Below are 13,083 nucleotides of genomic sequence, written 5' to 3'. Positions count from 1 at the left end.
TCTCACTGGTCCTGGACCACGGGTGGTGACGATGTCGCGCGGGGCAAAAGGTGGTGCGTGACGTCGCACGCCCCGTTGTCCACAGGTCGCTGAGGCGCCACATCACAGAGCATGAGCCAGGGTGACGACCGACAGCCGGACCTGATCGCGAACCTCGACTTCCACGTCGAGGCCGGGCTCGACCTGTTCCTCGACGAGGCGCCCCATGACCGCTTCGCCGAGATCGACGCGCCGGAGCCGGCGCGAGCCGCTCCGAGACGTCCGGTCCTTGAGCGGCAGGCTCTCGATCGGGTCCGTCCTCCTGCCGACGAAACCTTCCGCACCGAACTGCCCCCGCGCGGACCGGCGCCGCCGCCCGCCCGGACCTACGGGCAATCGGCCTCGGCGAGGCCCGGCGAGGCGGCGGGCGACGCCCGGGCGCGGGCCAAGGACGTTCAGACCCTGGAGGAACTGGAGGCGCTGCTCGCCGGCTTCGACGGCTGCCCCCTCAAGTTCACCGCCAAGAACCTCGTCTTCGCCGATGGCAATCCGGCCGCGAAGCTGATGTTCATCGGCGAGGCGCCGGGTGCCGACGAGGACCGCGTCGGTAAGCCCTTCATGGGCCGCTCGGGCAAGCTCCTCGACCGGATGATGGCGGCGATCGGACTGGACCGCAGCAACGCCTACGTCACCAACATCGTGCCGTGGCGACCGCCGGGCAACCGCAACCCGACCCCGCAGGAGGTCTCGATCTGCAAGCCGTTTATCGAGCGGCAGATCGAGCTCGCCGATCCGGACCTCATCGTCTGCCTCGGCAGCCCGGCGACCCAGGCGATCACCGGCACCAAGGACGGTATCTTGAAGGCGCGCGGCCGCTTCTATCCCTATCGGGTGGGAAGTCGCGAGATCCGTGCCCTGGCGACACTCCATCCGGCCTACCTGCTGCGCCAGCCCCTGCAGAAGCGCCTCGCCTGGCGCGACTTCCGAACCTTGCGCGCGGCTCTCGACGGGAAGGCCGGAGCCGTCTAGGGCCTGCGCCCAAGCGGAACCGTACCCCGCGCCTGCGACTTACTTCACGCGGCCGTGTATGGTCCCGCGTGTCTGGACAGGGTGTAACGAGATCATGCGCTGGGAAGATTTCCGCTCTTCGGACAATGTCGAGGATCGGCGCGGCGAGGGCGGCGGCGGCGGTTTCAGCTTCCCCGGCGGCGGTGCGGGCGGACTGGGCATCGGCACCATCGTCATCCTCTGCATCATCGGCTGGGTCACCGGCATCAATCCCGCCATCCTGATCGGCGGGGCCGAGCAGATGTCCGGGGGCGGGCGCTCGCGCCAGGAACAGGTCGATCCGCAGACGCAGACCCAGCGCAAGACCAAGCCCACCGACGAGAGCGGCCGCTTCGCCGCCGCGATCCTCGGCAACACCGAGGACGTCTGGAAGGAGGTCCTGCCGAACCAGACCGGGCGCCAGTACCGCCCGACCGCGATGGTGCTCTACACGGGCGGCACCCGCAGCGGCTGCGGTTCGGCCCAGGCCGCCATGGGGCCGTTCTACTGCCCGATCGACAAGAAGGTCTATCTCGACACATCCTTCTTCAAGGAGATGGAACAGAAGTTTGGCGTGAAGGGCGATTTCGCCTACGCCTACGTCATCGCGCACGAGGTCGGCCACCACGTTCAGGACGAACTCGGCATCCTCGGCAAGGTCCAGGGTCGCCAGCAGGCCGCTGGGAGCAAGACGGAGGCGAATCAGCTCTCCGTACGCATCGAGCTGATGGCGGATTGCCTCGCGGGCGTCTGGGCCAAGAACTCCAACGACAAGTACAATTCGCTGGAACAGGGCGACATCGAAGAGGCGATGCAGGCCGCCAGCGCCATCGGCGACGACAAGCTCCAGAAGCAGTCACAGGGCTATGCCGTGCCGGATTCCTTCACGCACGGTTCTTCCGAACAGCGGATGCGCTGGTTCATGACGGGCTACCGCAGCGGCCAGACCAAATCCTGCGACACGTTCCGGGCCGCGCGTAACTGAGGCGCGGCCGACGCGCTGTCGGGCGGTGGAGGTTTGGGATACCGTCGCCCCGTTTCCGCCGGCGCTCAGGATGAAGGGAAGTGATGATGGTCGCATCGGACAAGACCCGCAACTTCATCCCGCTGGCCATCGCAATCCTCACGGTCTCGGACACCCGCAGCGCGGAGGACGATCGCTCGGGCGACACCCTCGTGGAGCGCCTCGCGGCGGCTGGCCACACCCTGGCGGCGCGCGCGATCGTGCCGGACGAGGTTGCGGCGATCCGTGAGCAGGTGGAGGCCTGGAGCCGGGACCCGACCGTCGACGTGATCGTCACCACCGGCGGCACCGGTTTCACGGGGCGCGACGTCACCCCGGAGGCGATCGAGCCGCTGTTCGAGAAGCGGATGGACGGCTTCTCGGCGGTCTTCCACCGAATCTCCTACGACAAGATCGGAACCTCGACGCTGCAGTCGCGCGCCACGGCGGGTGTCGCCAACGCGACCTACATCTTCGTGCTGCCCGGCTCGCCCGGCGCCTGCCGCGATGCCTGGGACGGCATCCTCTCGGCTCAGCTCGACTACCGCCACCGTCCCTGCAACTTCGTCGAGATCATGCCCCGCCTCGACGAGCACCTGCGGCGTGGCGCTTCGCTCACGGTCTAGAACGAGCAAATCGCTGGGCCGCGCAGGCGGCTCGGCTTCGGCCACTTTCGAACACGCGCCCAAAACATCCGCGACCGGGCTTCCATGGTTTCATGAGGCTCCATATCGGGCGCGGTATCCGGTTCCTTCGTGTCTCCCGACCATCGCCGTCGAGAGAGGCTCGCCGGTGCACCGTGGCGGTCCACGTGCACGAGTCTGAAAACGGCCAGTCCTCAACCGCGATCCTGGTAGCGTAGAGGGGCTGACAAGTCGGCCTGTCGGCCCCAGTGCTCTTGCCGAATTCAGGCAATCGTAACCGGTGCCGTACTACCTGGAGGTGTAGAACACTCCAGGGATCTCCGGATGGCCTCGAACGATGTCACGCCCGTGCGGGGCATGGACCGCAGTGCCGGTGTGATCTGGGCCGCCTTCTTCATCGTCCTGGCACTAGCTATCGCGCGAATCCTGTTCTGCCGGATGGCGCCGGAGGTACTCAGCGGAGAGCAGGCCCTCAAGTCCGATCTGGTGTTCGTGGCGATGTCGGTGGCCCTCGCGGCAGGAGGGTTTTACTATCTGAACATACGAAATGAAACGCGCCTCGCCCTCTGCATTTTTGTGCCAGCGTTCTTCTTCATGTCCGGCGTCGCGAGTTATCGCGCGCAGTACATCCTCTTTCATTTCGGTCGCGAATTCTCTTTCGTCGACGCAGGTTTGGCGGCAGCGGACCGGGCGTTTGGTTTCGATTGGGGCCTGTATTTCCGCTGGGTCACGGCGCATCCCGTCCTCAGCCGGGTTCTCGATCTCGCCTATGGGTCGATCTGGGTTCAGCCCTTCCTGCTGGGCGCCGCCTTCGTCTGGCGACGAGACCTGGGTAGCTTCGGGTGCCTTCAGGTCGCGCTCCCGCTGTCGTTCTGCCTCGTCTGTCTCGGGGCCTTCTTCCTCCCGGCCCTCGGCGCCTATCACTTCCACGGCATGACGCCCGACCAGCACGCGGATGCATCCCTCGACTTCACGGATGGGATGACGCAGCCGTTGCTGTGGCTTCGACGGGCCGAGCTGCCGTCCGTCCTGCCGGCTTTCCCCGATCTACGGCTTGTGACGTTTCCCTCGTGGCATGCCGCGGCCGCCGCGATCTTCGTGATGTCCGCCTGGTCGCTTCCAATCATTCGCTGGTTCGCCGCCGCCCTCAACGGCCTGATGCTGGCGGCGACACCGGTTCAGGGAAGCCACTACCTGACGGACCTCATCGTCGGTGCAGGGCTGGGAGCGGTCGCATTCCTCGTCGCGGCCCGGGTCCTAGCATCCGGCCTCGTCCCCTGGCGAAGCCGGATGGATCCCGTGACCGCGTTCAGGGCCGTGACGCCCTGACAAATCCCTGACGCCTCCGGCGACTCGCGGGCCAGCCGCGGTCCGCATCCGCGCGATCACGCCCGGTCGAGGCGCGCCGAGAGTGCGCGGGCCTTCAGGCGGCGGCTGAACTTCGGCCCGGCCAGCAGACGCTCACGACGCACGAGGTCGCCGGCGCGCGGTGCGTGTGCGCCGATCACGCTCTCGCCCCGGGCAGCCAGGCGCGCCGGAAGGCCGGTATGGGGACGGCGCAGGCGGGCCAGCGAAACCTCCGGCCGGGCGGTGCCGATGAAGCGGTCGAGCAGACGGATCCAGCCCTCGGCCGGGACGTCGCCGGCCTCCAGGCAGAGGACCCAGTCCCGCCGTGCGGCCTTCGCGCCCGCCGACCAGGGCGACGAACCACGCCCGCGCAATACGACCTTGGCGCCGGTCGCCTCGGCGACGGTCTCGATGGCCGAGTTCGCCGCGGGCACGATGATCACCGCGTCGCCGACGAGCCCTGCCGCGACGCCCGCCACCAGAGCGCCGAGGGTATCGGCGAGCTGATCGACGGCATCGGGGTCGGCGGGCCGGGTCACTGAGATGAGAGCCGAGAGCATGCGCGCGCATACCGCATTTTTGCGTCGCGCAAAGCCATCTCACGGCAAAGCGCCGTGGGCAGGCGGGTAGAAATGCTGAGGGACGAGCGGTCTGCCTGAAATATTCGCACTCCGCGCCCTCTGTGTTCGTGATATGTTCTTGACCTGTCGCTTCTGTTGAATTTGGTTCATGCCTGCAGACTTCTCCCGTACGATACCGTCCAGCCTCGAACCGCCGCGACGCCTGGGCGAGACGACGCCGCAACCGGCCGAGCGGCGCGGTCGGGGTGCCACGGCGAATCCGGGCGGGCGATACGAAGCAGCGCGGCGGGAAACCTTCGACGACGGGTGGTTCGGGCTCGAGGCTGCAGCTCCTCTGCGGACCGAGGTGAGGCCGGAGCACGCCCGCACGCTCATCACCCGCAACACCTCGCCCGACATCTCGTTCGATCGGTCGATCAATCCCTATCGGGGCTGTGAGCATGGCTGCGTCTACTGCTTCGCGCGGCCGAACCACGCCTATGTGGGCCTCTCGCCGGGCCTCGATTTCGAGACCAAGCTGTTTCGGAAGGTGAATGCCGGCGTCCTGCTCGAACGAGAGCTGTCCGCGCCGGGCTACAGCCCGGCGACCATCGCCCTCGGCACCGCCACCGACCCCTATCAGCCGATCGAGCGAGAGCATCGCGTGACGCGCGCGGTGCTGGAGGTCCTGGCGCGCTTCCGCCACCCGGTCGGGATCGTTACGAAGTCGAACCTCGTCGTGCGCGACCTCGACCTGCTGACCGACCTGGCACGGGACGGGCTGGTGAAGGTGGCCGTATCCGTGACGACCCTCGACCCGGCGCTGTCGCGGCGGCTCGAACCGCGGGCGCCGCACCCGGAAAAACGCCTGGAGGCGATCGGACGCCTAAGCGCGGCGGGCATTCCCGTGATGGTCATCGCCGCGCCGATCATCCCCTCGCTGAACGATCACGAGATCGAGGCCATCCTCACCAGAGCCCGTGATTTCGGGGCCGTGGAGGCGAGCCACGTGCTCCTGCGTCTGCCCCTCGAACTCGATGCCCTGGTGAACGATTGGTTCGCCGAGCACTACCCCGGCCGCCAACGGCACGTCATGTCGCTGGTCCGCGAGGCCAGGGGCGGGCGCGCCTACGATGCCGCCTACGGCACGCGGATGACCGGCACCGGGGCCTATGCCGACCTGATCCGCCAGCGCATGCGCCTGGCCCGGCAGCGCCTCGGCTATCCCGAGGTGCGGCGCCGCCTGCGGACCGATCTGTTCAGGGTTCCGACGGACCAGCTGAGCCTGTTCTGAAGTCATAGGCGCGGGTGAAGCTCAGACGGTGATGAGGCGACCGGCCCCGGCTCGCGAGGCCGGCGAGGTGGGTGCGCGTTCCGTAGCCGACATTGCTGGCCCAGCCATAATCCGGGTAGCGGCCGGCGAGCCGCCGCATCAGAGCGTCGCGCAGGGTCTTGGCGACGATGGAGGCGGCCGCGATCTGCGGCACCAGCCGGTCGCCGCCAATCACCGCGCGGCACGGGAGGGCGAGGCCCGGGACGGGGTCGCGGCCGTCGACCCAGACGGGAGCGTCGAGGCCGAGCGCGAGGACCGCCCGCCGCATCGCGTCGAGGGTGGCGGCGCGCACGTTGATCCGATCCACCAGGGCGCGCGATCCCGCCGCCACGGTGACGCGGGCCTGTGCCCGGATCAGTGGCGTCAGTGCCTCGCGCTCGGCGGCCTTCAGGCGCTTGCTGTCGTCGAGGCGGCCGAGCAGGCCGGGTTCAAGTGCGGCGGGTTCGAACCAGACCGCCGCGACGATCACGGGCCCGCACAGGGCGCCGCGCCCGACCTCGTCGCAGCCGATGACCGCCGGGTAGGTCTCGGCCAGGCACGGGTCGAACGGCGGCATCGGGCGGGTTCCGGGGGAGGGGGCAATCCGGTGCCCTAGCGCGCGAGGCGCGTCCGGTCCACGTTTCAGCCGAGCTCGGCGACGCCTCGCGGGGCCTTGCCGGTCGTCCGGAACCGCACCGGCGCGGTGCCGTGCGCGCGGGCGATGTTGTCGTAGAATTGGCGCGCGCTCTCCGCCCAGGTGTAACGCAGGGCCTCGCTGCGGCAGCGCGCCCGTGGAATGTCCAGGGCGGCGAGGGCCGCGCTTCTGAGGTCGTGGTCGAGGACACCGGCACCGGTCCGCCCGATGACGTCGAGGGGGCCGGTCACCGGATAGGCGGCCACCGGGACGCCGCAGGCCAGGGCTTCTAGGAGCACGATGCCGAAGGTGTCGGTCAGGCTCGGGAACACGAAGGCATCGGCACCGGCATAGAGTGCCGCGAGATCGGCGCCGGTCCGGGTGCCGAGGAAGCGCGCTTCGGGCGCGAGCGCCGCGAGGCGCGCCCGGTCCGGACCGTCGCCGACGACGACCTTGGTGCCGGGCAGGTCGAGGCGCAGGAACGCCTCGAGGTTCTTTTCGACCGCAAGCCTGCCGACCGACAGGAAGATCGGGCGAGGCAGGCCGGCGAGGTCGGCCGGCTCCGGCGTTCCCTCCGCCCGGGGTCGGAACAGGTCGGTGTCGACGCCGCGCGTCCAGCGCATCAGGTTGGTGAAGCCACGCGCGGCGAGGTCGCGCTCCAGGGACGGGGTCGAGACCATCGTGCCGTTCGCCGCGCCGTGGAAGCGCCGCAGCCAAGCGTAGCTCCAGGCCTCCGGCACAGGTGCGCGGGCGGAGAGGTATTCCGGGAAGCGGGTGTGGTAACTCGTGGTGAAGGGCCGGCGATGAGCGAGGCAATAGCGCCGGGTGGCGTAGCCGACCGTCCCCTCCGTGGAGATGTGGACATGGGTCGGCTGCAGCTCGTCCCAGAGGCGAGCTACGTGGCGCTTGGTGGCGTAGGCAAGCCGGATCTCAGGATAGCCCGGCAACGGCAGGGAGGCGAAGTCCTGGTGGGTCAGGAACACGGGGTCGAAGCCGTAGGCCGCCCCGGCCGCCGCCATGTTCTCCAGCGAGCGGACGACGCCGTTGACCTGCGGGTGCCAGGCATCCGTGGCGATGAGGAGCCTCACGCGACGGCCCGGGCTCCGTCGGGCCGCGGGCGTCCGACGAGGTCGGACCGGGCGCTGCGCGCCCGCAGCAGGCTCGGATAGTGGAGAACTTCCATGGTGCCGTCGTAGTGCTCGACGATGGCGGTGCAGGATTCCACCCAGTCTCCGGTATTGAGGTAGGTCAGTCCGTTGATCTGTCGGTTGGCCGCGTGGTGGATGTGTCCGCAGATCACACCATCGGCGCCGACGCGCTTGGCTTCGGCGCTGAGGAGTTCCTCGAACTTGCCGATGAAATTGACGGCGTTCTTCACCTTCAGCTTGGCCCAGGCGGAGAGGGACCAGTAGGCGAGGCCGAGGCGGCGGCGCGCGGTGTTGACGTAGGTGTTGATGAAGAGCGCGAAGGTGTAGGCGCCGTCGCCGAGGAAGGCGAGCCACTTGGCGTGGCGCACCACCATGTCGAACTGGTCGCCATGGATGACGAGGTAACGCTTGCCGTCGGCTGCCTCGTGCAGGCGCTGGTCGGCGATCTCGATGCCGCCGAAGGTCATGCCGATGTAGTCGCGCAGGAACTCGTCGTGATTGCCCGGGACGTAGACCAGCGTCGAACCCTTGCGCACCTTGCGCATGAGCTTCTGCACGACGTCGTTGTGGCTCTGCGGCCAGTACCAGCCCGACTTGAGCTGCCAGCCGTCGATGATGTCGCCGACGAGATAGATCTCGTCCGCATCGTAATCGCGCAGAAATTCCAGCAACAGGTCGGCCTGACAGCCCTTGGTCCCAAGATGCATGTCTGACAGGAACAGCGTCCGGACGCGGGTCGCCTCGGTCTCTTCGCCCACGATCGCCTCCGGAACATCCTCCGATGCCATGAGCCAAACCGGATTCCCGTATCAGTTTGATGACGTCGCCCCCCGGACACCGCGCTCGTCCCGCGCCGCGACGTAAGCTCTTCTTCCACAAAAAAAATTTTGACTTGAGACCAAGTATTTCGGGTTTTCCTTTCAGGCTGAAGCCGGGCATAGTCCCGCTCAAGGTGCCCCACCGGGCCGCGTCCGAGGACGCATGACCGGAGCCCATCGAGGCGAACCAAGGGTGCCGTCCCCGGGGACGACGACGCTGAAAACGGCTCAGCGGTCAGCGCGGTTCGAGCGCGACCCGGCCCATGGAGAAGAGGCTTGAGGTATTCGGTGGCGCGTGCGGCGACGGGCGTCGAAGGTCAGCCTTCGGCGCGAGCGGACATGGGTCCGCCATCCGTCCGGGCGTCGCGCACGCACGAGTTCGTCCCGCGATTAATCTGACCAGCGGCCGCCAGGACCATCCGGGATCAATCCGGGATGGTCCGCGCGGTCCGCTCCACCCCTCGGCGCATCTGTGTCGCCGCACGCGGAGCGCGTGCGGGCGCAACGTGAGAAACGGAGAAAACATCATGGCGGCAACGCGACGTCCCGGCCGGAACCACCTGTTCGTCCCGGGCCCGACGAACATCCCGGATCGCGTGATGCGCGCGATGATGGTGCAGTCCGAGGATCACCGCTCGGTGGACTTCCCGGCGCTGACGAAGCCGCTCTTCGAAGACACCAAGGCGGTCTACGGCTCGAAGGACGGCACCATCTTCCTGTTCCCGGCCTCCGGCACCGGCATCTGGGAATCCGCTCTGTCGAATACGCTGTCGCGCGGCGACAAGGTGCTGGCCTCCCGCTTCGGCCAGTTCAGCCATCTCTGGATCGACATGGCCGAGCGCCTTGGTCTCGAAGTCATCGTGCAGGACGAAGAGTGGGGTACGGGCGCCAACCCGGAGCGGATCGGCGAGGCCCTGCGCGCCGACAAGAACCACGAGATCAAGGCCGTGATGGTGGTCCATAACGAGACCGCGACCGGCGTCACCAGCGATGTCGGCGCCGTGCGCAAGGCCATCGACGCGGCCGGCCACCCGACCCTGCTGTTCGCGGACGGCGTCTCCTCGATCGGCTCGCTGCCGTTCAAGATGGACGAGTGGAAGGTCGATTGCGCGATCGCCGGCTCGCAGAAGGGCCTGATGCTCCCCGCCGGACTCGGCGTGATCTGCGTGAGCCAGAAGGCGCTCAAGGCCGCCGAGACCTCGTCGGGTCAGAACGATCGCCTGGCGCATGTCTACTTCGACTGGGCCGACCACCAGAAGCAGAACCCGGCCGGCTACTTCCCCTACACCCCGTCGCTGCCGCTGCTCTACGGTCTGCGCGAGGCGCTCGCCTGCCTCAACGAGGAAGGCCTCGAGAACGTCTATCACCGCCATCACGTGCTGGGCGAGGCGACCCGCCAGGCCGTGGCCGCGTGGGGCCTGAAGACCTGCGCCAAGGATCCCAAGTGGAACTCCGACACCGTCACGGCAATCCTCGTGCCGGAGGGCGTCGACGCCGCCGCGATCATCAAGCACGCCTACGTGCGCTACAACCTCGCGCTCGGCGCCGGCCTGAGCAAGGTCGCCGGCAAGGTCTTCCGCATCGGCCACGTCGGTGACATGAACGAGCTGTCGCTGCTGGGCGCCATCGCGGGTGCCGAGATGGCGATGCTCGACCACGGCGTGAAGGTTCAGCCCGGCTCCGGCGTCGCCGCCGCGTCGAGCTACCTGCGCGAGAACCCGCTGTCGAAGTCCTGATCTCGAGGTGCCGGGGCGGGTCCGCCCGCTCCGGCATGCCCGACGACCCATCCGCGACCTGCTCTATCCGTGACGTGGCCGGATCGGCCAGAGGATTCCATGACGAAGAAGATCGTGTTCCTCGACCGCGAGTCCCTGGACGCCAAGGTGCGCGCGTTCAACTTCCCGCATGATTACGTCGAGTACGACTCGACCTGGACGCCGGAGGAGATCGTCGAGCGCCTGACGGGCGCCGAGATCGCGCTGATCAACAAGGTCCCGATGCGGGCCGACACCCTGAAGCAACTGCCCGACCTCAAGCTGATCGCGGTGGCCGCCACCGGGACCGACGTGGTCGACAAGGAGGCCGCCAAGGCCCAGGGCATCACGGTCGTCAACATCCGAAACTACGCCTTCAACACCGTGCCCGAGCACGTGATCGGCCTGATGTTCGCCCTGCGCCGGGCCATCGTGCCCTATGCCAATTCGGTCCGCCGAGGCGATTGGGCGAAGTCGACCCAGTTCTGCTACTTCGACTACCCGATCCACGACATCGCCGGCTCGACCCTCGGCATCGTCGGCTATGGTGCGCTGGGCAAGTCGATCGCCAAGCGCGCGGAAGCCCTCGGCATGAAGGTCATCGCCTACGACGTGTTTCCCCAGGAGGGCCTCGTCGACTTCGAGACGCTCCTCACGGAATCCGACGTCATCACGCTGCACGCGCCGCTGACGCCCGAGACCCGCAACATGATCGGCCGCGAGCAGCTCGCCAAGATGAAGAAGCACGCGCTTCTCATCAACACCGCCCGCGGCGGCCTCGTGGACGAGGAGGCCCTGGCCGAGGCGCTGAAGGCCGGTACCATCGGTGGCGCCGGCTTCGACGTCGTGATGACCGAGCCTCCGAAGAACGGCAACATCCTCTGCGAGCTCGATCTGCCGAACCTCATCGTCACCCCGCATGTGGCCTGGGCGAGCAAGGAGGCGATGCAGATCCTCGCAGATCAACTCGTCGACAACGTCGAGGCCTACGTTGCCGGCAAGCCGCAGAACGTGGTGTGAAGGCGGTTTGCGCTCCGACCGGCCGGGGGAGCGCCGCATGATCGCCGAAGCGGTCGATCTATCGAGACCATATGCCAGCCGCGCCGAGCGCGGGACCGACAGGGATTCTGAGACAATGAAGAAGCTGCTGTTCCAATTCGATACCGACGCCGTCCCGAGCGTGTTCGACGTGGTCGTCGGTTACGATGGCGGCGCGGATCACATCACCGGCTACGGCAACGTGACCCCTGACAATGTCGGCGCCCTGGTCGACGGGACGATCTACACCCGCGGCGGCTCCGAGAAGAAGTCGACGGCGATCTTCGTCGGCGGCGGCAGCATGGCGGCCGGCGAGGCGGTCTTCGAGGCGGTGAAGAAGCGCTTCTTCGGTCCGTTCCGCGTCTCGATCATGCTGGATTCCAACGGCTCGAACACCACCGCCGCCGCTGGCGTCGCCCTGGTCCAGAAAGCCGCCGGGTCGCTCGAAGGCAAGAAGGCCGTCGTCCTCGCCGGCACCGGCCCGGTCGGCATGCGTTCGGCCGCCCTGCTCGCCCAGGAGGGCGCCGAAGTGACGCTCTGCGGGCGCTCGCTTGATAAGGCGCAGGCCGCCGCCGACCAGATCAACAAGCGGTTCAAGGTCAGCATCAAGGCCGCCGAGACCTCCGACGCTGCCTCGCGCGCGCAGATCGTCAAGGGCCAGAACATCGTGTTCTCGGCCGGCGCGATCGGTCTCGAGCTCCTGCCCGAGGAGGCCTGGAAGGACGAGGCCAGCATCGAGTTCGTGGCCGACTACAACGCCCAGCCGCCGCTCGGCTTCGGCGGAATCGAGGCCATGGACAAGGGCAAGGACCGCCACGGCAAGAAGGTCTTCGGCGCGCTCGGCATCGGCGGCCTGAAGCTCAAGCTGCACCGCGCCTGCGTGGGCCAGCTCTTCGACAACACCGAGCAGGTGCTGGACGCCGAGGCGATCTACGCCCTCGCGAAGAAGATGGCCTGACCGCCATGGCCACGAAAGAGAACGCCGCGAACGAGACCATCCAGACCTTCCTCGACGGTCTGGCGAGCTCGGCGCCCACCCCCGGCGGGGGTGGTGCCGCCGCCATCTCCGGCGCCATGGGCGCCGCACTCCTCAGCATGGTGTGCAACCTCACCGTCGGGAAGAAGAAGTACGTCGAGGTCGAAGAGGAGCTGAAGCAGATCCTCGCCCAGTCCGAGGCCCTGCGCACCGAGCTCACCGGCATGATCGCCGACGACGTCGAGGCCTTCGATGCGGTGATGGGGGCCTACGGACTCCCCAAGGTCACGGACGAGGACAAGGCGGCGCGCCAGGAGAAGATCCAGGCCGCCCTCAAGGTCGCCACCGACGTGCCGCTCGCCTGCTGCCGCGCCTGCCGCAAGGTCATCGACCTCGCCCAGATCGTGGCCGACAAGGGCAACCTCAACGTCATCTCGGATGCCGGCGTCGCGGTGCTCTCGGCCCATGCAGGCCTGCGCAGCGCTGCCCTCAACGTCTACGTGAATGCCAAGGGCCTTGAGGACCGCGCCTTCGCGGACGAGCGCCTGCGTGAGCTCGAAACCCTCCTGGGTTCGGCTGGTCCCCTCAACGAGTCGATCTACGATATCGTGAAGGCGAAGGTGAACTGAGCGTCCGTCGCGAACGCAGAGGCGTCATGCGAAGTCAAAACGCGTGATCTGATATACCAAGAGCTGCTCCCGACGCCATCGGGGCAGCTCTTGTGCAAACTGAATACAGTCGAGCTGCCTTCAAGGCAGAGTGAACGAGGCTGTAAAAAAATATAAGTCGCAAAGGACTTTCCGTGAAGTGAAATTTACGAGAC

13 protein-coding genes are annotated in these 13,083 nt (G+C 67.6%); 9 read left to right on the top strand and 4 right to left on the bottom strand.

Features of this window, described 5'->3' with window-relative positions; all coding sequences use genetic code 11:
• Positions 1 to 111 precede the first annotated feature (111 nt).
• From AC0IWM_RS08035 to AC0IWM_RS08020, 4 genes are all read left to right on the top strand, one after another.
• Entirely contained in the window at positions 112 to 1,008 is an 897-nt protein-coding gene (locus tag AC0IWM_RS08035) for a uracil-DNA glycosylase (RefSeq protein ID WP_471754067.1), read from the top strand.
• Positions 1,009 to 1,102: 94 nt separating this feature from the next.
• On the top strand, positions 1,103 to 2,011 hold the full coding sequence (ypfJ, locus tag AC0IWM_RS08030; RefSeq protein WP_471754065.1) for a KPN_02809 family neutral zinc metallopeptidase: 909 nt from the start codon (positions 1,103 to 1,105) through the stop codon (positions 2,009 to 2,011).
• A gap of 86 nt (positions 2,012 to 2,097) precedes the next feature.
• On the top strand, positions 2,098 to 2,655 hold the full coding sequence (moaB, locus tag AC0IWM_RS08025) for a molybdenum cofactor biosynthesis protein B (protein WP_471754145.1): 558 nt from the start codon (positions 2,098 to 2,100) through the stop codon (positions 2,653 to 2,655).
• A 342-nt stretch (positions 2,656 to 2,997) separates the two neighbouring features.
• Positions 2,998 to 4,002 (top strand): phosphatase PAP2 family protein, encoded by a 1,005-nt coding sequence (locus AC0IWM_RS08020; protein WP_471754063.1) that lies wholly within the window; start codon positions 2,998 to 3,000, stop codon positions 4,000 to 4,002.
• Positions 4,003 to 4,058: 56 nt separating this feature from the next.
• Here AC0IWM_RS08020 and AC0IWM_RS08015 read toward each other — a convergent pair whose 3' ends face one another.
• Positions 4,059 to 4,580: a glycosyltransferase family protein gene (locus AC0IWM_RS08015; protein ID WP_471754061.1), complete on the bottom strand. Its 522-nt coding sequence runs from the start codon at positions 4,578 to 4,580 to the stop codon at positions 4,059 to 4,061.
• Positions 4,581 to 4,749: 169 nt separating this feature from the next.
• Here AC0IWM_RS08015 and AC0IWM_RS08010 point away from each other — a divergent pair, with 169 nt between their 5' ends.
• The gene (locus AC0IWM_RS08010; protein WP_471754059.1) at positions 4,750 to 5,874 is read left to right on the top strand and encodes a PA0069 family radical SAM protein; all 1,125 of its coding nucleotides are present in this window, start codon (positions 4,750 to 4,752) and stop codon (positions 5,872 to 5,874) included.
• Here the strand turns inward: AC0IWM_RS08010 and AC0IWM_RS08005 are convergent.
• From AC0IWM_RS08005 to AC0IWM_RS07995, 3 genes are all read right to left on the bottom strand, one after another.
• Positions 5,840 to 6,469 (bottom strand): ribonuclease HII, encoded by a 630-nt coding sequence (locus AC0IWM_RS08005; RefSeq protein ID WP_471754057.1) that lies wholly within the window; start codon positions 6,467 to 6,469, stop codon positions 5,840 to 5,842. The genes AC0IWM_RS08010 and AC0IWM_RS08005 overlap by 35 nt on opposite strands.
• A gap of 65 nt (positions 6,470 to 6,534) precedes the next feature.
• On the bottom strand, positions 6,535 to 7,614 hold the full coding sequence (locus AC0IWM_RS08000; protein ID WP_471754055.1) for a glycosyltransferase family 4 protein: 1,080 nt from the start codon (positions 7,612 to 7,614) through the stop codon (positions 6,535 to 6,537).
• Positions 7,611 to 8,462, bottom strand: a complete 852-nt coding sequence (locus AC0IWM_RS07995; protein ID WP_471754053.1) for a UDP-2,3-diacylglucosamine diphosphatase — start codon at positions 8,460 to 8,462, stop codon at positions 7,611 to 7,613. Before AC0IWM_RS07995 ends, AC0IWM_RS08000 begins: the two co-directional genes overlap by 4 nt.
• A 557-nt stretch (positions 8,463 to 9,019) precedes the next feature.
• Here AC0IWM_RS07995 and AC0IWM_RS07990 point away from each other — a divergent pair.
• The 4 genes from AC0IWM_RS07990 to fchA all read left to right on the top strand — a co-directional run bounded on the left by AC0IWM_RS07990 (position 9,020) and on the right by fchA (position 12,889).
• The gene (locus AC0IWM_RS07990; protein ID WP_471754051.1) at positions 9,020 to 10,228 is read left to right on the top strand and encodes an aminotransferase class V-fold PLP-dependent enzyme; all 1,209 of its coding nucleotides are present in this window, start codon (positions 9,020 to 9,022) and stop codon (positions 10,226 to 10,228) included.
• Between the two features lie 99 nt (positions 10,229 to 10,327).
• Positions 10,328 to 11,266, top strand: coding sequence for a D-2-hydroxyacid dehydrogenase (locus tag AC0IWM_RS07985; RefSeq protein WP_471754049.1), 939 nt, complete (start codon positions 10,328 to 10,330; stop codon positions 11,264 to 11,266).
• Between the two features lie 115 nt (positions 11,267 to 11,381).
• Complete coding sequence (locus AC0IWM_RS07980) at positions 11,382 to 12,242, top strand: NADP-dependent methylenetetrahydromethanopterin/methylenetetrahydrofolate dehydrogenase (RefSeq protein ID WP_056475264.1); 861 nt, start codon at positions 11,382 to 11,384, stop codon at positions 12,240 to 12,242.
• A 5-nt stretch (positions 12,243 to 12,247) separates the two neighbouring features.
• Positions 12,248 to 12,889, top strand: a complete 642-nt coding sequence (fchA, locus tag AC0IWM_RS07975; protein WP_471754046.1) for a methenyltetrahydrofolate cyclohydrolase — start codon at positions 12,248 to 12,250, stop codon at positions 12,887 to 12,889.
• Positions 12,890 to 13,083: the final 194 nt, after the last annotated feature.

Source organism: Methylobacterium sp. AC433, from assembly GCF_979253015.1.
The sequence above is the reverse complement of the archived record's forward strand: the minus strand, read 5'-3'. Positions and strand labels throughout refer to the sequence as shown.